This window comes from Methylobacterium sp. D48H (assembly GCF_053345715.1).
Genome location: NZ_JBKFAP010000006.1, coordinates 155,193 through 174,236, shown reverse-complemented (window position 1 = coordinate 174,236; position 19,044 = coordinate 155,193). Strand labels below are relative to the sequence as shown.

The 19,044-nt window shown below is 73.0% G+C and carries 18 protein-coding genes; 13 read left to right on the top strand and 5 right to left on the bottom strand.

Annotated features, from left to right (window positions below; genetic code table 11):
* Positions 1 to 109 precede the first annotated feature (109 nt).
* The 3 genes from rimO to ACLBX8_RS13830 all read left to right on the top strand — a co-directional run bounded on the left by rimO (position 110) and on the right by ACLBX8_RS13830 (position 3,252).
* The gene (gene rimO, locus ACLBX8_RS13840) at positions 110 to 1,456 is read left to right on the top strand and encodes a 30S ribosomal protein S12 methylthiotransferase RimO (RefSeq protein ID WP_447699578.1); all 1,347 of its coding nucleotides are present in this window, start codon (positions 110 to 112) and stop codon (positions 1,454 to 1,456) included.
* A gap of 204 nt (positions 1,457 to 1,660) precedes the next feature.
* Positions 1,661 to 2,743 carry a DNA polymerase IV gene (gene dinB / locus ACLBX8_RS13835; RefSeq protein WP_447699577.1) on the top strand — a complete coding sequence of 361 codons (1,083 nt, stop codon included), beginning with the start codon at positions 1,661 to 1,663 and terminating at the stop codon, positions 2,741 to 2,743.
* A gap of 284 nt (positions 2,744 to 3,027) precedes the next feature.
* Entirely contained in the window at positions 3,028 to 3,252 is a 225-nt protein-coding gene (locus tag ACLBX8_RS13830; protein WP_132367652.1) for a hypothetical protein, read from the top strand.
* 48 nt (positions 3,253 to 3,300) lie between these two features.
* On the opposite strand, the gene ACLBX8_RS13825 is transcribed toward ACLBX8_RS13830, so the two are convergent.
* From ACLBX8_RS13825 to ACLBX8_RS13815, 3 genes are all read right to left on the bottom strand, one after another.
* Positions 3,301 to 3,501, bottom strand: coding sequence for a hypothetical protein (locus ACLBX8_RS13825; RefSeq protein WP_020093291.1), 201 nt, complete (start codon positions 3,499 to 3,501; stop codon positions 3,301 to 3,303).
* 99 nt (positions 3,502 to 3,600) lie between these two features.
* On the bottom strand, positions 3,601 to 4,227 hold the full coding sequence (gene pncA / locus ACLBX8_RS13820; protein WP_042672749.1) for a bifunctional nicotinamidase/pyrazinamidase: 627 nt from the start codon (positions 4,225 to 4,227) through the stop codon (positions 3,601 to 3,603).
* A gap of 9 nt (positions 4,228 to 4,236) precedes the next feature.
* Entirely contained in the window at positions 4,237 to 5,214 is a 978-nt protein-coding gene (locus ACLBX8_RS13815; protein ID WP_447715320.1) for a quinone oxidoreductase family protein, read from the bottom strand.
* A 190-nt stretch (positions 5,215 to 5,404) separates the two neighbouring features.
* On the opposite strand from ACLBX8_RS13815, the gene ACLBX8_RS13810 reads away from it, so the two are divergent.
* The 6 genes from ACLBX8_RS13810 (at position 5,405) to ACLBX8_RS13785 (ending at position 14,112) form a co-directional block, all read left to right on the top strand.
* A complete protein-coding gene (locus tag ACLBX8_RS13810; RefSeq protein ID WP_020093288.1) occupies positions 5,405 to 5,701 on the top strand; it encodes an FAD assembly factor SdhE in 297 nt (98 codons plus the stop codon).
* A 25-nt stretch (positions 5,702 to 5,726) separates the two neighbouring features.
* Positions 5,727 to 5,957, top strand: coding sequence for a hypothetical protein (locus tag ACLBX8_RS13805; RefSeq protein WP_020093287.1), 231 nt, complete (start codon positions 5,727 to 5,729; stop codon positions 5,955 to 5,957).
* Positions 5,958 to 6,338: 381 nt separating this feature from the next.
* Complete coding sequence (mfd, locus tag ACLBX8_RS13800) at positions 6,339 to 9,935, top strand: transcription-repair coupling factor (protein WP_447699576.1); 3,597 nt, start codon at positions 6,339 to 6,341, stop codon at positions 9,933 to 9,935.
* A 65-nt stretch (positions 9,936 to 10,000) separates the two neighbouring features.
* A complete protein-coding gene (locus ACLBX8_RS13795) occupies positions 10,001 to 11,353 on the top strand; it encodes an AmpG family muropeptide MFS transporter (RefSeq protein ID WP_447699575.1) in 1,353 nt (450 codons plus the stop codon).
* Between the two features lie 187 nt (positions 11,354 to 11,540).
* The gene (locus ACLBX8_RS13790; RefSeq protein WP_056523015.1) at positions 11,541 to 12,920 is read left to right on the top strand and encodes a DUF2778 domain-containing protein; all 1,380 of its coding nucleotides are present in this window, start codon (positions 11,541 to 11,543) and stop codon (positions 12,918 to 12,920) included.
* Between the two features lie 142 nt (positions 12,921 to 13,062).
* A complete protein-coding gene (locus tag ACLBX8_RS13785) occupies positions 13,063 to 14,112 on the top strand; it encodes an HpcH/HpaI aldolase/citrate lyase family protein (protein WP_091978291.1) in 1,050 nt (349 codons plus the stop codon).
* Between the two features lie 174 nt (positions 14,113 to 14,286).
* On the opposite strand, the gene ACLBX8_RS13780 is transcribed toward ACLBX8_RS13785, so the two are convergent.
* Complete coding sequence (locus tag ACLBX8_RS13780) at positions 14,287 to 15,270, bottom strand: GlxA family transcriptional regulator (RefSeq protein ID WP_447699574.1); 984 nt, start codon at positions 15,268 to 15,270, stop codon at positions 14,287 to 14,289.
* Between the two features lie 53 nt (positions 15,271 to 15,323).
* Here ACLBX8_RS13780 and ACLBX8_RS13775 point away from each other — a divergent pair, with 53 nt between their 5' ends.
* From ACLBX8_RS13775 to ACLBX8_RS13760, 4 genes are all read left to right on the top strand, one after another.
* A complete protein-coding gene (locus tag ACLBX8_RS13775; protein ID WP_020093280.1) occupies positions 15,324 to 16,046 on the top strand; it encodes a DJ-1/PfpI family protein in 723 nt (240 codons plus the stop codon).
* 10 nt (positions 16,047 to 16,056) lie between these two features.
* On the top strand, positions 16,057 to 16,434 hold the full coding sequence (locus tag ACLBX8_RS13770; protein WP_447699573.1) for a nuclear transport factor 2 family protein: 378 nt from the start codon (positions 16,057 to 16,059) through the stop codon (positions 16,432 to 16,434).
* A gap of 47 nt (positions 16,435 to 16,481) precedes the next feature.
* Positions 16,482 to 16,820 (top strand): heat shock protein HspQ, encoded by a 339-nt coding sequence (hspQ, locus tag ACLBX8_RS13765; RefSeq protein ID WP_012318638.1) that lies wholly within the window; start codon positions 16,482 to 16,484, stop codon positions 16,818 to 16,820.
* An 81-nt stretch (positions 16,821 to 16,901) separates the two neighbouring features.
* Positions 16,902 to 17,927: a DUF4424 domain-containing protein gene (locus tag ACLBX8_RS13760; RefSeq protein ID WP_447699572.1), complete on the top strand. Its 1,026-nt coding sequence runs from the start codon at positions 16,902 to 16,904 to the stop codon at positions 17,925 to 17,927.
* 89 nt (positions 17,928 to 18,016) lie between these two features.
* On the opposite strand, the gene ACLBX8_RS13755 is transcribed toward ACLBX8_RS13760, so the two are convergent.
* Positions 18,017 to 18,790 carry an invasion associated locus B family protein gene (locus ACLBX8_RS13755; RefSeq protein WP_447699571.1) on the bottom strand — a complete coding sequence of 258 codons (774 nt, stop codon included), beginning with the start codon at positions 18,788 to 18,790 and terminating at the stop codon, positions 18,017 to 18,019.
* Positions 18,791 to 19,044 lie beyond the last annotated feature (254 nt).

Below are 19,044 nucleotides of genomic sequence, written 5' to 3'. Positions count from 1 at the left end.
GCCGGCCTCGCGCGGAGGCGCGGGAGCCTGTATAGGGTCCCGACCCCGAATTCCTGGTCCCGCGCGCCGGGCGGCCGATCGCCCCGCCGGACTGTCCGACCCGAATGCCATGACCGCCACGCCCGCTCCCCGCGGCCCCGCTCCCGGCGCCGCCCCGAAAATCTCGTTCGTCTCGCTGGGCTGCCCGAAGGCGCTGGTCGATTCCGAGCGGATCCTCACCCACCTGCGCGCCGAGGGGTACGAGCTGGCCCGGCGGCACGACGGCGCCGACGTGGTGATCGTCAACACCTGCGGCTTCCTCGATTCCGCCAAGGCGGAGTCGCTCTCGGCCATCGGCGAGGCCATGGCGGAGAACGGCCGCGTCATCGTCACCGGCTGCATGGGCGCGCAGCCGGAGGAGATCCGCGAGAAATACCCCGACCTCCTGGCGGTGACCGGGCCCCAGGCCTACGAGTCGGTGGTGGCGGCCGTCCACGAGGCGGTGCCGCCGGCCCACGACCCGTTCCTCGACCTCGTGCCGCCGCAGGGGATCAAGCTCACCCCGCGCCACTACGCCTACCTGAAGATCTCGGAGGGGTGCAGCAACCGCTGCAGCTTCTGCATCATCCCGAGCTTGCGCGGGAACCTCGTCAGCCGCTCCGCCGCCGACGTGCTGCGCGAGGCCGAGAAGCTGGTGAAGGCCGGCGTGAAGGAGCTGCTGGTCGTCAGCCAGGACACCAGCGCCTACGGCGTCGATATCCGCTACAGTGAGAGCCCGTGGCGCGACCGCCAGGTCCGCGCCAAGTTCTACGACCTGACCCGGGAACTCGGCGAGCTCGGCGCCTGGGTGCGGCTGCACTACGTCTACCCCTACCCGCACGTGGACGAGGTCATCCCGCTGATGGCCGAGGGCAAGGTGCTGCCCTACCTCGACATGCCGCTCCAGCACGCGAGCCCCTCCGTGCTCAAGCGCATGCGCCGCCCCGGCAACCAGGAGCGCCAGCTCGACCGGATCCGCAGCTGGCGGCAGACCTGCCCGGATCTCGCGATCCGCTCGACCTTCATCGTCGGCTTCCCCGGCGAGACCGAGGCCGAGTTCGAGGAGCTGCTGGCCTGGTTGCAGGAGGCCAAGCTCGATCGGGTCGGCTGCTTCGAGTACGAGCCGGTGGCCGGCGCCACCGCCAACGCGCTGGGCGACCTCGTGCCGCCGGCGGTGAAGGCCGAGCGCAAGCGCCGGTTCATGGAGACCCAGAACGGCATCGCGCTCCGGCTGCAGCGGGCCAAGGTCGGCAAGCGGCTGCCCGTCATCGTCGATTCCGTCGAGGGCGGGGTGGCGCGGGGCCGGTCCAAGGCCGACGCGCCGGAGATCGACGGGACCGTCCACGCCGCGTTCCGGCGCCCGGTGCGGGTCGGCGACATTGTCACGGTGAAGATCGACCGGGCCGAGGCCTACGACCTCTACGGCAGCGTCGCCTGACGGCAGACCCCGTCTTTGCGAGCGCAGCGAAGCAATCCAGGGATGCGCTGCGCTCGAGGACGTCGCGCTGCCCTCTCGTCGCTTCGCTGCGCTCGCGACGACGGGCGGACTCCTGTTGACGCCGCGTCCGGCGCGGCTTGACCCCGCCCGCCCCGCGCGGTCTTTCGGAACAGATCAGGAACTTGGTCGGGACCCGAGGCGGCGATGGATCCGGAGGTCGCGCTCCGAAAGATCATCCACATCGACATGGACGCGTTCTACGCCTCCGTGGAGCAGCGCGACGACCCGTCGCTGCGCGGCCGGCCGCTGGCGGTCGGCGGCTCCCGGGAGCGCGGGGTGGTGGCCGCTGCGAGCTACGAGGCCCGAGAATTCGGTGTCCGCTCCGCCATGCCGTCGGCCACCGCGCGGCGGCTGTGCCCGGACCTGCTGTTCGTGAAGCCGCGCTTCGAGGTCTACCGGGCGGTCTCCGAGGAGATCCGGGCGGTCTTCGCCCGGCACACGGCCATCATCGAGCCGGTGGCCCTCGACGAGGCCTATCTCGACGTCACCGAGAACCTCCAGGGCCTCCCGACGGCGACGGCCGTGGCGAAGGCGATCCGGGCCGAGATCCTGGAACGGACCGGACTCATCGCCTCGGCCGGGGTCTCGTACAACAAGTTCCTCGCCAAGGTGGCGTCCGACCACCGCAAGCCCGACGCCCTGTTCGTCATCACCCCCGCCATGGGGCCGGACTTCGTGGCCGCGCTGCCGATCGGCCGGTTCCACGGCGTCGGCCCGGTCACCGAGGCGAAGATGAAGCGGCTCGGGATCGAGACCGGGGCGGATCTGCGCGCCTGGACGCCGGAGCGCCTGCGCGAGACCTTCGGCTCCGCGGGCGCCTACTACCACGCGGTCGCCCGGGGCATCGACGCGCGGCCGGTGCGCGCCCACCGGGTGCGCAAGTCGATCGGCGCCGAGACCACCTTCTCGGACGACACGGCCGCCTTCGAGGTCCTGGCCGCCCGGCTGGCGCCGCTGTTCGACAAGGTCTGGGCGGGCGCCGACGCCAAGGGCATGCGCGCCCGGACCGTGACCCTGAAGCTCAAGTTCTCGGATTTCGCGCAGGTCACCCGGGCGAAGTCCCTCGCCGTGCCGGTGGCCGACCGGGCCGCCCTGGAGCGGATCGGCCTCGACCTGCTCGCCGGCCTGTTCCCGCTGCGCCGCAGCGCGCGGCTGATCGGGGTGTCGCTGTCGGGCTTCGCGCAGGACGCGCCGGAGGCGCCGCTCCAGCTCGGGCTGGCGCTCTGACACGGCCTCCGGGGCAGGCCCACGCTCCGTCATCACGGGCGCAGCGAAGTGACCCAGGGCAGCAGGACATCGGTCAGCGTGGCTCTGGCCCTGGATCGCCTCGCTCCACTCGCAACGACGACGGTGGGGGAGCATCAACCGGAAAGCGATGGAGCCGCCGCCGTCATGCACGACACGGCGCCTGTGCGGTTCCGCACGTCGGGAAGGCCGGGTCGATCGCAGAGCGGAGCGATCCGGTCCGGATCAGGGTTTCTCGAGCCCGCGCGAACACAAGGACCCTGTCGATGCCGAAGCACGCCCGCCTGGCCCTGGCCGCCGCGCTTCTATCGGCCTTCGCGGCGGGCGCCGCCCGCGCGGACGGCACATCCGCTTTCGGGGCCGCCAACGCGGCCCAGCTCCGGGGCTACACCGCGAGCCCGGCCCAGGTCTACGTTCCGGCAGGCGGCCCGAGCGCCAGGCCCGCGGCCCCCGCACCGCAGCGGCCGAAGGCGCCGGCGCGCAGTCGCTGAGATCGACCCGGGCCGCGCCGGCCCGGGCATCCGATCACGCGTTCTCGGTCACGCGTTCTTGCGCGGCCGGTGGTCGGGGTCGATGCCGCCATCGAGCTTCGTCTCGTTGTCGACGTCGCCCTCGAAGGTCGAATCCGCCTGCAGATCCGCCGGGTCGGCGCCGCTCATCCCCTTCGAGGTGCCGATCCCGGGATTGCCCTTCAGGTCGGCGTCCGTGGGCGTGTCGGTCTTCGGGTGCTTGGATGACATGCAGGCTCCTGTCGGATGCTGATGTCGGGCCAACGCGTCGGCGCGGGGCCGGTCTCCCGCGCGGCGTGCGGCGGTTCGCCTCCCGGTCCCCGCACGCCCTCAGCCGATCTCCGCCGCCGCGATCCGGCGGACGCCCGCCGCCTCCATCCGCGCCCAGGCCCGCGCGAGCGACCCGTCCACGTCGATCCCGCGCACCGCGTCCGCCACCACGAGGACGTCGAACCCCGCGTCGCGCGCGTCGAGCGCGCTCCAGGCGACGCAGAAATCGGTGGCGAGGCCGCACACGGCAACGCGGGTGATGCCGCGCTCCCGGAGCGCCCCGGCGAGGCCGGTGCGCGTGGCCCGGTCGGCTTCCAGGAAGGCCGAGTAGCTGTCGACCCGCGGATCCAGCCCCTTGCGCACCACCAGGCTCGCCCGGTCGGTGGCGAGGTCCGGCGCGAAGGCGGCCCCGGGGCTGCCCTGGACGCAGTGGCGCGGCCACAGCACCTGCGGCCCGTAGGGCAGCGTCACGGTCTCGAACGGGGCCCGCCCCGGATGGGTCTCGGCGAAGGAGACGTGATCGGCCGGATGCCAGTCCTGCATCAGCACCACGTGCCGGAAGCGGTGCTGGAGGTCGTTGATCGGGCCGATCACCGCGTCGCCCCCCGGGACGGGGAGCGCCCCGCCCGGCAGGAAGTCGACCTGCACGTCGACGACGAGGAGCAGGTCGGCGTTGCCGGGCGTCACGGTCGGTCCCTACGGCAGCATCACGATCGAGCCGGTGGTCTCCCGGCCCGCGAGGTCGCGGTGCACCTGCTGCGCCTCGGCCAGCGGGTAGGTGGCGTTGACGGCGATCTTCACCGCGCCGTCGCGGACCACCTTGAACAGGCGGGCGGCCGCCTCCTCGAGGGTGGCACGGTTCGACGAGAAGGTCGCGAGCGTCGGGCGCGTCACGTAGAGCGAGCCGCGCGGGGCCAGCAGGCCGAGGTCGAGCCCGGTGATCGCCCCGGAGGCCGAGCCGAAGCTCGCCAGCAGGCCGAGCGGCGCGAGGCTGTCCAGGGAGCCCATCAGGGTCGCCTGCCCGACGCCGTCGTAGACCACCGACACGCCCTTGCCGCCGGTGATCTCGCGCACGCGCTTGGCCACGTCCTCCTCGCGGTAGAGGATGACGTGGTCGCAGCCGTTCTGCTTGGCGAGCTCCGCCTTCTCGGGGCTGCCGGCGGTGCCGATCACGGTGGCGCCGAGGTGCTTGGCCCACTGGCACGCGATCAGGCCGACGCCGCCGGCGGCGGCCTGCCACAGGATCGTGTCGCCGGGCTTCACCGCGTAGGTCCGGTGCAGCAGGTACTCGACGGTCAGGCCCTTGAGCATCATGGCGGCGGCGGTCTTCTCGTCGACGCCGTCGGGGATCGGCACGGCCGCCGAGGCCGGGATCACCGGCTCCTCGGCGTAGCAGCCGTCCGCGACCGAGCCGTAGGCGACCCGGTCGCCGGCCTTGAACTGGGTCACGCCCTCGCCCACCGCCGTGACGGTGCCGGCGCCCTCCTTGCCGGGGGTGTAGGGCATGTGCGGGGACTTGTAGGCGCCGGTGCGGAAGTAGATGTCGATGAAGTTGACGCCGATGGCGGCCTGCCTGACTCGGATCTGCCCGGGGCCCGGCTCGGCCAGGGGCACGTCCTCGAAGCGCATCACCTCGGGACCGCCGTACTCGTAGACCCGGATCGCCTTCGGCATCGTTGGACTCCCGCTCGCCGCCCCGTCCGGGGCGTTGCAGCCCGAGATAACGGACCGCCCGCCGGAGGCAATTCGTTTTTGGCCTCTCGCGCCCCGGTTGTAACCCGCCCGGCCGCGGTCCCGTTCTGGATCCGCCGGACCCAGACGCCTATCTAGGCCCTGCCAGTCCCTGAGCCGAGGTCCGACATCCATGTCCGGCACCACCCGCACGAGCGCCGACCTCGATCCGCGCCGCCGCCGCCTCCTCTACCGCGCCTGGCACCGGGGCATCCGCGAGATGGACCTGATCATGGGCCGCTTCGCCGATGCCGAGATCGGCGACCTCTCGGAAGCGGAGCTCGACCAGTTCGAGGCGCTGATCGAGGTGCCGGACCGCGACCTGTTCAAGTGGCTGACCGGCGAGGTCGAGACGCCCACGAACTACGACACGTCGGTCTGGCGGCGGGTGCGGGCGTTCCACCGGCACGACGCGCCGATCCACTCCTGAGAGCGACCGGTCGAGAGTGCCCGCGATGGACGAACCGAAGCCCAACTACGATCACCCGGCCCGGTCGATCGCCACCGAGCTGGTGGTGCGCATCATGCTGGAGATGATGGAGCGCTCCGATCCGGCGCTCCGCGCCGAGATCCTGCGGCAGGCGACGGCGCGCGCCGCCGCGATGACCGAGCACATGCCCAACGCGGACTTCTTCCGCGGCCGGGTCGAGGCGGCGCTGGCGGAGATCGTCGGGCCGGACGCCTGAGGGGCGTAAGTCGCGGACTTCCGTCGCATCCGATCGAAGCGCTCGGCCGATACGGCCCGCTCCGTCATCACGAGCGTAGCGACGTGACCCAGGGCAGCGCGACGTCCGAAGGTGCGGTGCTGCTGGATTGCTTCGCTGCGCTCGCAAAGACGATGGGACCGTCTCTTCCCCCCTGGGAGAGGCGATCCGCAAGGTGCTCTGGGCCGGGCCATGGGTGTCCCCGAAGCGCGGCCGAACAGCCGTTCCATGCCGCGGCAGAACCGCCATATAGGATGCGTTCAGCCGTGACCGCGGGGACGCTTTATCGCGGCGGCCCGATCGGCTAACGCCACCCGACCTCCTCCCCTGACGCGCCCGGCGGGATTTCCCGCGAAAGACCCGATGGCCAAGCCTCAGCCGAAGCCCCCCGCCCCCGCCGCCAAGCCGCAGGTCGCGCGCTTCGCGCTGCCGAAATCCTCCGCGCTCGCCCGGGCGATCGACGCCCTGAAGCGCGGCGACAGCCCGGTCCTGGCGAACGCCCCGGAGGGCTTCGACGCGCTGGCGCTCGCCGACCTCGCCCGCGCCCTGGCGCCCACCGTCGACGCGCCGGCGGTGCTGGTCCACGTGGCGCGCGATTCCGGGCGCTCGGCGGCCTTCCAGGCGGCCCTGGGCTTCGTCGCGCCCGAGATGGACGTGATGAGCCTGCCGGCCTGGGACTGCCAGCCCTACGACCGGGTCTCGCCGACGACGGCGGTCGCCGCCGCCCGGATGACGGCGCTCGCTCGCCTCGCCCGCACCCGCTCGGCCGAGGACCGCCCGCGCATCCTCTGCACCACGGTCAACGCCCTGGTGCAGCGGGTGCCGCCCCGCGCCCACATCGCCAAGGAGGCGTTCTCGGCGGCGATCGGCAACGTCGTGTCGATGGACGACGTGGTGGCCTGGGTCGAGGCCAACGGCTTCCTGCGCACCGGGACGGTGCGCGATACCGGCGAGTACGCGGTTCGCGGCGGCATCCTCGACCTGTCGCCCCCCGGCCTGCCGGCCCCGATCCGCCTCGACTTCTTCGGCGACACGCTGGAATCGATCCGCGCCTTCGACCCGGAGACGCAGCGCACCACCGGGCAGCTCCGCTCCCTCGACCTGATGCCGATGAGCGAGGTCCAGCTCACCACGGAGACCATCCGCCGCTTCCGCCAGAACTACATCCAGAGCTTCGGGGCGGCGACCCGGGACGACCGGCTCTACGAGACGGTGAGCGAGGGGCGGCGCTATGCCGGCCTCGAGCACTGGATGCCGCTGTTCTACGACCACCTCGACACGCTGTTCGACTACCTCGGCGGCGTGCCGCTGGTCTTCGACCCGCAGGTGGAGGACGCCGCCGCCGAGCGGATCGCGCTCGTCCAGGACTATTACCAGGCCCGCGAGGGCGCGATGAAGACGCCGCAGCCCGGCGTCGCCCCCTACAAGCCCCTGCCGCCCCGCGCCCTCTATCTGACGCCGAACGAGCTGAAGGAGCGGATCGGCACCGCCACCGTGGCGCGGCTGACCCCGTTCGCGCAGCCCGAATCGTCCGAGCGCGCGGTGATCGATTGCGGCGCCAAGGCCGGACGGAGCTTCGCGCCGGAGCGGGCCGACGAGAACGCCAGCGTGTTCGACGCCGCGGTGGCGCATATCCGCGACCTCCAGGGATCCGGTCATCACGTGATCCTGGGAGCCTGGTCCGACGGCTCCCGCGACCGGCTCTGCGGCGTGCTCACCGACCACGGCCTGAAGAAGCCGGTGGCGATCACCCGGCTCACCGACGTCTACGCGCTGAAGCGCGGCACCGACGCGGCCGTGGCGGTCTGGGGCCTGGAGGCGGGCTTCACCGCGGGCGAGCTCGCCGTCGTCTCCGAGGGCGACATCCTGGGCGACCGGCTGGTCCGCCAGAAGCGCAAGGCCAAGCGGCCCCAGGACGTGATCCTGGAGGTGCAGGCGCTCCAGCCCGGCGACCTCGTGGTCCACGCCGACCACGGCATCGGCCGCTTCGTCGGCCTCAAGACGATCCACGCCGCCGGCGCCCCGCACGATTGCCTGGAACTGCAATACACCGGCGGCCTGCTGCTCCTGCCGGTGGAGAATATCGAGCTCCTGACCCGCTACGGCTCGGAGGATTCCGAGGTCGCCCTCGACCGGCTCGGCGGCGGCGCGTGGCAGGCCCGCAAGGCCAAGATGAAGCGCCGCATCCTCGAGATGGCGGGCGAGCTGATCAAGGTCGCGGCCCAGCGCTTCGTCCGGAAGGCCCCGTCCCTGCAGGCGCCCGAGGGGCTCTACGGCGAGTTCGCCGCCCGCTTCCCGTTCGAGGAGACCGAGGACCAGGCCAACGCCATCGACGCGGTGCTGGACGACCTCAATGCCGGGCGTCCGATGGACCGGCTGGTCTGCGGCGATGTCGGCTTCGGCAAGACCGAGGTGGCGCTCCGCGCCGCCTTCGCGGCGGCGATCTCCGGCAAGCAGGTGGCGGTGATCGTTCCGACCACGCTGCTGGCCCGCCAGCACTACCGGACCTTCGCCGAGCGCTTCAAAGGGCTGCCGGTCCAGGTGGCGCAGCTCTCCCGCTTCGTCTCGGCGGGGGAGATGAAGCAGACCCGCGCCGGGCTCATCGCCGGCACGGTCGACATCGTGGTCGGCACCCACGCCCTCTTGGCGAAGAACATCGCCTTCAAGGATCTCGGCCTGATCATCGTGGACGAGGAGCAGCATTTCGGCGTCGCCCACAAGGAGCGGCTGAAGGCGCTCCAGGCGGACGTCCACGTGCTGACGCTCTCGGCGACGCCGATCCCGCGCACGCTCCAGCTCGCCATGACGGGGGTTCGCGAGCTCTCGATCATCGCCACCCCGCCGGTCGACCGGCTGGTGGTGCGCACCTTCGTGACGCCGTTCGACCCGCTGACCATCCGCGAGGCCCTGCTGCGCGAGCGCTACCGCGGCGGCCAGTCCTTCTACGTCGTGCCGCGGATCGAGGATCTGGCCGAGGTCAAGAAATTCCTCGACGCCGAGATGCCCGAGATCAAGGTCGCGGTCGCCCACGGCCAGATGGCGGCCGGCCAGCTCGAGGACGTGATGACGGCCTTTTACGAGGGCAAGTTCGACGTCCTGCTCTCGACCACGATCGTGGAATCGGGCCTCGACATCCCCACCGCCAACACGCTGATCGTCCACCGCGCCGACATGTTCGGGCTGGCCCAGCTCTACCAGCTGCGCGGCCGCGTCGGGCGCTCGAAGGCCCGGGCCTACGCGCTGTTCACGACCCCGGCGAACCGCCAGCTCACCGCCCAGGCCGAGCAGCGCCTCAAGGTGCTCCAGAGCCTCGACACGTTGGGCGCGGGCTTCCAGCTCGCCTCCCACGACCTCGACATCCGCGGCGCCGGCAATCTCCTGGGCGACGCCCAGTCGGGCCACATCAAGGAGGTCGGCTACGAGCTCTACCAGCAGATGCTGGAGGACGCGGTCACCGCGCTGAAGGCCGGCATCGAGGACGTGCCCGAGGAGGCGTGGTCGCCGACCATCGCGCTCGGCGCACCCGTCACGATCCCGGAGGACTACGTCGAGGATCTGGGTGTGCGGCTCGCCCTCTACCGGCGGCTCGCCACCATCCAGGACGATGCCGAGATGGAGAGTTTCGGGGCGGAACTCATCGACCGGTTCGGGCCGCTGCCGCCGGAGGTGGAGCAGCTCCTCAAGATCGGCACGATCAAGATCCTGTGCCTCAAGGCGAACGTCGAGAAGGTCGAGGCCGGGCCGAAGGGCGTGGTGGTTCATTTCCGCGACCGCTCCTACGCCAACCCGCAGGGGCTCGTGGCCTTCGTCGCCGAGCAGGCCTCGTTCGCGAAGGTGCGGCCCGACATGAGCGTCGTGTTCGTGCGCGAGCTGAACACGGTCCCGGCGCGGCTCAAGACCGCCACCGAGGTGCTGCGCAGCCTCGTGAAGATCGCCGAGCGGGGGAAGAAGGCGGCGTGAGGGGCGGGGGCGTCGCGCCCCGGCGAGCCCCCTCATCCTGCGGGGCGGCTTGAGGAGACGCGTGGATGGCAGACCCGGCGCCGATCACCGGCGCGCCCGAGCCGGTGAAGGCCGCGCCGGGCGCCTTCCTCACGCCCCTGTTCACCGACCGGCGCGTCGCCGCGGTGCTGGGGCTCGGCTTCGCGCAGGGTATCCCGTTCCTGCTCGTCTACGCGACGCAGTCGGCGTGGCTCGTCCAGGCGAAGGTGCCGCTCGCCACGATCGGGCTGATGAGCGAGCTCACCATCGCCTACAAGCTCAAGTTCCTCTGGGCCCCCTTCCTCGACCGCCACGACGCGCCGCTCATCGGCCGCTGGCTCGGGCGGCGCCGCGGCTGGATCGTCGCCACGCAGATCCTCGTCGCCCTGGCGCTGGCGGGCGTCGCCTTCGGCGACCCGGCCCACTGGCTCGCCTGGACGGTGGCGTTCTCCCTGGCGCTCGGCGTCGCGGGCGCCACCCAGGACGTGGTGATCGACGGCTGGCGCATCACCGCCGCGCCGCCCGAGCAGCAGGCGCTGATGTCGTCCTGGGCCGAGATCGGCTTCCGGATCGGCAACCTCGCGGCCGGCGCCGGCGCGCTCTACCTGTCCGACGCGTATGGCTGGCGCGTGGCCTACCTGTGCATGGCCGCGCTCATGGCGCCCGGCACGGTCGCGGCCCTGCTGGCGCCCGAACCCCCGGCCCCCGAGACCCCCGCCACCGGCGGCTTCGTCGAGACCGTCTGGGCGCCGATCCGCGACCTCCTCGCCCGGCTCGGGCCGCTCGCCCTGCCGGTGCTGGCGCTGGTCGCGGGCTTCCGGATGCCCGGCTACGTCTCGAACGCCATGGCGATCCCGCTGTTCAAGACGCTCGGCTACACCAACACCGACATCGCGACGGTGACGAAGCTGTTCGGCTTCTGGATCGCGCTCGGGGGCACCTTCCTAGCGAGCGCCATCATCCCGCGGATCGGCATGATGGCGAGCCTGCTCATCGGCACCGTGACGGCCTCGGCCTCGCACCTCGCGCTGGCCTACCTCGCCTGGCACGGCGGCCACGGCGGCGCGGCGTTCTGGACCTTCGCGCTGACCGTCGGGATCGACGGCTTCGCCTACGCCTTCGCGTCGATCGTGCTGATCACCTACATGTCGCGCCTCTCGGCCACCGCCCACGCGGCGAGCCAGTACGCCCTGCTGACCTCGCTCTGCGCCCTGCCCGGCAGCCTGCTCGCGGGGTTCTCGGGCTTCGTGATCGAGTGGACCGGGTTCGCGTGGTTCTTCGTCGGCACGTCCCTCATCGGCGTGCCGGTGGCCCTGCTCTGCCTGCTGGTCGCGCGCCGGCACGGGCCGATGGAGCCAGCGGCCGACGCGGCCGGGGACGCGCCGAATCGGGCCACCTGAGGCTGTGTCCCAACACGGGAACGCCCGCGGAAACTGTCTCTTTAGCGGGGATTAACCACAGCACGGCTTAATGGGGTGGACGGTTGATGTCCTCCCCAGACGGGTGACCCGGGCCACGTGCGCGAGAACGGCTCTCGCGGGCGAACGGCGGCGGCTGCCCAGGGGAAGCGCGTACGCGAGTTCCCGAATGGCCCAGGCTGCGTTGTCCCTCGCCGCGTTCCAGACCGCGTATCCGAGCGCGGAACCCCGGCGACCGGCGCCCCCGCGCCCCAGCTACGTCGAGACCGCCTACGACCCGGTCGTCCGCACCCGGGCGCCCTACCCGAGCGCCATGCGGCGCGCCCGTCGCCGCGCCCGGCTGACGACGCTCATCGCTCTCACCGGCGTGAGCCTCGCCGGCTGGGCCGTGTTCAGCCACCCGCAGGGGCCGGCCCGCCCCGAGGCGGAGTCCGTCGCGGCGGCCGGGCCGGCCGCCGTCCCGGTCCCGCAGGCCGCGGCGGCGCCGCGGCCGAGCCTCGCCTGGATGCTCGACCGGAGCCCGGCGCTGGGCGCCGGCACCGCCACGGCCTTCGGGGGCGAAACACCGCCGGTCGCCGGCTTCCAGGTCGCCGCCGCCGCCCCGTCCCCGGCGGTCCGGGAGATCGCCCGGCAGGTCGCGCAGGCGGAGCGGGCGCGGGCCGCCCAGGTCCGGATGGCCCAGGCCAAAGCTGCAGAGAAAGTCGCCGAGAGAGTCGCGGACAGGACCGGCGAGAGGACCGGCGAGAAGGGGACGGGGGCGCCGGTCCGGATGGCCGCGGCCGAGCCCACGCCCGCCGCCCTCGCACCCGCCCCTGTTCCCGCCCTCGTGCCGCTGCCGGTGGCCCGCCCGCCCGAGCTGCGGCGCGCACCGGCGCCGCCCGCGCGGGTGGCGAGCCGCGCCCTGCCCCGGACCCGCGACGTGTTCCGCGCTGCGATGGCCGAGGAGCCGTCCTTCTTCGAGAAGCTGTTCGGCGTCGGCGCCGCGGCGCCGTCTCAGGACAGCCGCCAGGACAGCCGCCAGGAGCCCCGTCAGGCACTGGCCTATGCCAGCCCGGACGCCCTGCCGCAGGAGGCGCCGCGCACCCGGATCAGCCCGGAGCCCGATTCGGTGGCCGGAACGGCCGTCTACGACATCACCGCCCGCACGGTGACGCTGCCCTCCGGCGAGGTGCTGGAGGCCCATTCCGGCCTCGGCGAGCACATGGACAACCCGCGCTACGTCCACCTGCGCATGCGCGGCTCGACCCCGCCCGGCACCTACACGCTGACCGAGCGCGAGCGCCTGTTCCACGGGGTCCGGGCGATCCGGCTCAACCCGGTGGGCGGCAGCGCCGCGATCCACGGCCGCGACGGCCTGCTGGCCCACACCTACATGCTGCGGCAGCCCGGCGCCTCGAACGGCTGCGTCTCGTTCCGCGACTACAACCGCTTCCTGCAGGCCTTCCTGCGGGGCGAGGTCCGGCGCCTCGTGGTGGTGGCCGGCAGCGGCGACGGCGGCGGCATCCTCAACCGGATCGGCCTCGCCGGGCGCCGGGGCGGCCGGGGCTGAGGCTCCGCGGGCCCTGCGGCGCGTCGGGCCGGAAGCCCGAGCGTCACGAAAGTCCGAGATCACTTCCGCGCGGCGCGGCTTTACGCGCCCGCCCAAGCTGCCTTAACGGGGCTCAGACGCCAGCCCTGACAAGAGGCACCCGATGAAACTGCCCCGCCGCTTCTTCCAGCCCCTCGCCACCGGCGCGCCGGCCCCGTTCCGCGAACTGCCGGTGCGGCTGGAGCGGATGATCCACTTCGTGCCGCCCCACAACGACAAGGTCCGGGCCCGCGTGCCGGAGCTCGCCGGGACCGTCGACGTGGTGCTGGGCAACCTCGAGGACGCGGTCCCGGCCGACCAGAAGGAGGCGGCCCGCAAGGGCTTCGTCGCCATGGCCCAGGCCACCGATTTCGCCGCCACCGGCACCGGCCTCTGGACCCGGATCAACGCCCTCAACTCGCCCTGGATCTTGGACGACCTGTTCACGATCGTGGCCGAGGTCGGCGACAAGCTCGACGTCGTGATGGTGCCCAAGGTCGAGGGACCGTGGGACATCCACTACATCGACCAGCTGCTCGCCCAGCTCGAGGCGCGCCACGGGGTGACGAAGCCGATCCTGGTCCACGCGATCCTGGAGACCGCCGAGGGCGTCGCCAACGTCGACGCGATCGCGTCGGCCTCGCCGCGGATGCACGGCATGAGCCTCGGGCCGGCGGACCTCGCGGCGTCGCGCGGCATGAAGACCACCCGGGTCGGTGGCGGCCACCCGGATTACCGGGTGCTCAGCGATCCCTCCGGCGATGCCCCCCGCGCCACCGCCCAGCAGGATCTCTGGCACTACACCATCGCCAGGATGGTCGACGCCTGCATGGCCAACGGCATCAAGGCCTTCTACGGCCCGTTCGGCGACTTCTCCGACGGCGACGCCTGCGAGGCGCAGTTCCGCAACGCCTTCCTGATGGGCTGCGCCGGCGCCTGGACGCTGCACCCGAGCCAGGTGGCGATCGCCAAGCGGGTCTTCGCGCCGGACCCGGCCGAGGTCGCCTTCGCGGCCCGGATCGTCGAGGCCATGCCGGACGGCACCGGCGCCGTGATGCTCGACGGCAAGATGCAGGACGACGCCACCTGGAAGCAGGCCAAGGTCATCGTGGACCTGGCGAAGCTCGTGGCCGCGAAGGACCCCGAGCTGGCGGCGGTGTACAAGCTGGGGTGAGCGGGTTGCCGTTCGGGCTCCCGGACTCGGGCGTCGTGCGCGGCGCCGCGGCGACGGGACGAGGCGCGGGTCCCCTCTCCCGTGCGGGAGAGGGGGCCTGGAGCGACTGGCGAGACCGGGCTCGCCGTCCTTCCCGACCGTTGCAACATGGTCGGATACGGCTCTAGTCCCCCCTCACCCGCCGAACCGCGCCCGGTACTCCTGCGGCGTCGCCGCGACGTGCCGCAGGAAGCTGCGCCGCATCGTCTCCTCGGAGCCGAAGCCGCAGGTCCGGGCGACGCGCTTCACCGGCTGCGCCGTCTCGGCGAGCGCCCGCCGGGCCGCCTCGACCCGCAGGCGCTCCACGGCCCTGGCGGGGGTGAGGCCGGTCGCCTCCAGATAGTGCCGGCTCAGGCTGCGCGCGCTCATCCCGGCCGCCGCGGCCAGCGCCGGCAGCGACAGGTCGCCGGACAGGTTGTCGGCGATGTAGGCGTGGAGCCGCCCGAACCGCTCCTCGCCCGCCTGCAGCGCCAGCGCCGCGCTGAACTGCGCCTGCCCGCCGGGGCGCTTGAGGAACATCACGAGGTGGCGCGCCACCGTCAGCGCGGTCGCGCGGCCGAGATCCTCCTCGACCAGCGCCAGGGCCAGGTCGATCCCCGCCGTCACCCCCGCCGAGGACCAGACCGGGCCGTCGCGCACGAAGATCGGGTCGGGCTCGATCCGGGCGCGTCGGTAGCGGGCGGCGAGCGCCCCGCAATGCTTCCAGTGGGTCACGGCCCGCCGCCCGTCGAGGAGCCCCGCCGCCCCGAGCAGGAACGCGCCGGTGCAGACCGAAGCGACCCGGCGGGCCCGGCCGGCCCGGGCCCGCACCCAGGCCACCAGGGCGGCGTCGTCGCAGGCCGCGACGACGCCGGGGCCGCCCGCGATCACCAGCGTGTCCACCGGCGCGTCGGGATCCGGCAATGGGTCGGCCACCAGCCGCAGGCCCGCCGAGGCGGTGAGCCCCGGGTCGCCGGCCGCGATCACCCGCGGCGCGTAGGGCATCCCGGCGCCGCCGTGCTCGTTGGCGGTGGCGAAGACCTGGAGCGGCCCGGCCACGTCGAGGAGCTGCACCGACGGGAAGGCCAGCACCTCGACCGGGCGCGGCGGATCTGGCGAGAAACGAGGGCTCTTTGGCATTTCGGCCAGATCCTGACGCGCTAGGATCACCCTGTCCACCACGGAGGCCCGGCATGATCCCGCCCGACACCCACCTGCAGATCGGCTCGCTCCTGTTCGAGGGGCTGGACCAGATCGACCTCACCGGCCCGTTCGAGGTCCTGTCCCGGGTGCCCAACAGCACCTACCGGGTCTACGCGCCGGGCCCGGAGCCCGTCCGCGACGTCCGCGGCCTCCGGATGCTGCCGGATGCCACGCTCGCGGAAGCCCCGCGGCTCGACGTGCTGCACGTCCCGGGCGGCACGGGCCAGGAGGCCCTGATGCGGGACCCGGCCGTGCTCGGCTGGATCCGCGATCAGGCGGCCGGGGCCGGCCACGTCCTCTCGGTCTGCACCGGCGCCCTGATCCTCGGCGCGGCCGGCCTGCTGGTCGGGCGGCGGGCCACGACCTACTGGAACGCCGTGCACCTGCTGCCGTTCTTCGGCGCCGAGCCGGTGGACGCGCGCGTGGTGATCGACCGCGACGCGGACGGGCGCACCTGGGTGTTCGCGGCCGGCGTCACCGCGGGCATCGACGGGGCGCTGCAGCTCGCCGCCGCGCTGCGCGGCGAGGAGGCCGCCCGGACCATCCAGCTCGGCATCCAGTACGCCCCCGAGCCCCCTTTCGACAGCGGCACGCCCCACACGGCCTCCCCGGACACCGTGGCGCGGGTGCGGGCGGCGGCGGCCGACATCACGGCCCGGCGCGAGGCCACGGCCCGGGCGATCGCGACCGAGCTCGGCATCCGGATCCCGTAGGAGACCTCCGATGGACCTGACCCGCGTTCGCGCCTTCGCGGCCGTCCTGGCGGCGAAGGACCGGGACGCCGTGCTGGCGCAGATGGCCGAGGGGGGCGTGCTCAACACCCCGCTCGCCGCCGAGCCCGTGCGCGGGACGGCGGCGATCCGGCCGGTGGTCGACGCCTTCGAGAGCCGCGCGATCCTGGAAGGCCCCGCGCACGCCGCCGCCTTCGTCGGCGCGGCGGCCGGCCCGCACCGGCTCGACGGGATGGATGAGTGGCGCCTCGACGCGGCCGGGCGCATCGCCGAGATGACCGTCCCGTGGCGGCCGCTGCCGGAGGCGATCGCCGTCCGGGACCGCTTGGCCCGCGCCGCGGAAACGCCGACTTCCGCGGCGACCGGGTGACACGATCCGTCATCGGACCTATCTGTCCGATCTGGACGGGTTGAACCATGTCGGACGTAACACTGAGAACCGCGAAATTCGCGATCGGCGCCGTGGTGCGCCACCGGATCTACCCGTTCCGGGGCGTCGTGTTCGACGTCGACCCGGTGTTCGACAACACCGAGGAGTGGTGGCTGTCGATCCCCGAGGAGGTCCGGCCGCGCAAGGACCAGCCGTTCTACCACCTGCTCGCCGAGAACGCCGAGACCGAGTACGTGGCCTACGTGTCGGAACAGAACCTCCTGCCCGACACGTCGGGCGAGGCCCTGCGCCATGCCGGCATCGCCGAGATGTTCGAGCGCGACGCCGCCGGCGCGTACCGGATGCGCGACCGCGCCACGAACTGAGGCGCCCGGTCCGTGAAGGTCCTGGCAAGCGGCGGGCGCTCGTCTGCCGCGACGGCCCGTGCCGTCGGACGAGCCCGCCCGATGGTCGCCAAACCCCGCTTCGCCGCCGCGTTCCTGCGCGCTGGCCTGCGCGCTGGCCTGTTCGCTGGCCTGCTCACGGGCACGGCGCGCGCCAACGACAGCGCGGCCGAACTCGATGCCGGCGGCCTCGTCCTGCGGCGCGAGCCCGGGATCGCGCTGGTGAGCGAGGACCTGTCGATCGCCCGCGACCGGATCGACGTGTCCTACCTGTTCCGCAATCAGGTTCAGGAGGCGCGCACGGTCCGGATCGCCTTCCCGCTGCCGCCGATCGACGGGCGGGAACTCAGCTTCTCGGCCCTGGCGCTGCCCCGGCCCGACAGCCCGAACTTCGTCGGCTTCACCGTCACGGTGGACGGCAAGCCCCTCGAGCCCGAGCTGGAGGAGCGCGCCTTCGTGGGCGAGCGCGAGGTGACGGACCTGCTGCGCCGTCACGGCCTGCCGCTGAACCCGCTGCGCTTCGAGGCGATCAGCGCGGCGGCCAAGCGGATCGGCGCGCCCGAATGGGCCGCGCTGGTCAAGGCCGGGCTCTTCCCCGACGTCCCCGACACGCCGGACCGGATGACCGAGGGGCTGTGGCGCGGCGAGGCCAAGTTCCACTGGCTCCAGACCTTCCCGCCCGGGCAGGAGGTCCGCATCGCGCACAGCTACGCGCCGGTGACCGGTTTCCACCTGCTCGACCCGAAGGCGGCGTCCCGGGCGGCCTACCGGGCGACCTACTGCCTGGACGAGGCGGGGCTCGCGGCGATCCGGCGCCTGCACGCGAAGGCGCCGGATCCCGGCGGCACCCTGCGGGCGACCGTGGTGCCCTACATCGTCACCACGGCGCGCAACTGGGCCGCGCCGATCGGGCGCTTCACCCTGACGGTCGACAAGGGCAGCCCGGAGGCGGTCGTCAGCTTCTGCCGCACGGACATCCGGAAGAGCGGGCCGACCACGTTCCGCTGGGAGGCCCGGGACTACGTGCCCGACCAGGACCTGCGCGTGCTGATCGTCCAGCCGGCTTCGGCGGCCCCGGGGACGCGTTAGGTCCCGTCGCCGGGCGGCTCGAACGCGAAGGGCCGGACCTCGCGGCCCGGCCCCCGGTACGGACCCGCCGCGCGGCGGGTCGATGGCGCTTACTTGGCGGCCGGGGCCGGAGCCGCGCCGGCGGCCGGGGCGGCGCCCTGCTGCTGCTCGAGCTTCTTGCGCATATCCTCGGAGCGCTTCTCCAGCTCCGCCTGGAGCTTCTTCTGCTGTTCCTCGAGGACCTTCGGGTCGATGGCCGGGCCGTCGAAGGCCTTGCCGAAGCCGGCCAGCGGCACCGCGAAGGTGACCTCGCGCTGGGTCTGGTTCTGAACCGAGACGTTCAGGGTCGTGCCCTTCTTCATCGCGGCGATCACGCCGGCATCGACGCCGCCGGCCTCGGCGAAGCAGCCGTTCGGGAAGCAGACCGCGAAGCGGCCGGCGGTCGCCGCCTGGCCGTCGACGCTGAAGCGGATGCCCGGCTGCAGCAGCAGGCCGAGCGGCAGCAGGTAGCGCACCACGCGCACCTCCTGCTTCTGGGCGGCGTTCTTCATCTCGTAGACCGCCACGGCCAGCACCGGCTGGCCCTGGTCGGACACGAAGTCGCGGGTCGTGTAGCAGATGTCGGTGCCCGAACCCTGGTCCTTGCCGCAGACCTTGGTCCAGTCGGCCTGGCTCGGCTCGGACTTCACCGCGACGATCTGCGGGCCCGTCTGGGCGGCCGGGGTGTTGGCCGCGGGGGTGCCCGGGGCGGTCGGCGCCGGGGCGGCCGGCGCGGGCGCGGCGGGCTTCTTCGGCTGCGCCAGGGCCGGCGCGGCCGCGAGACCGAGGCCCGCGAGGCCGAGGAGGGCGGCGCGGGCGAGCGTCGCGGTGCGGGTGAAGGACATCGGCTCTGACCCCTTGGAAGAGACGTGGTGTGGCTGGCAGGATGCGGAGCCGGCCTGGCGGCAGGTCCGCCGGAGCGTCCGGCTGCCCGCCGCGTTGGCGCGCCGCCCGGAACTCCGGATGAATCGGTCCGGCCATCGGGCGGGACGGGCGCCGTCTGCGCGCATCCCTCTCCCCGGCGACCGGGCGGCCTGCCTTTCCCCTCGAATGAGGCGAAGGCATGACACCGCGGCCGGGGAAGCTGTCGGAACCGTCC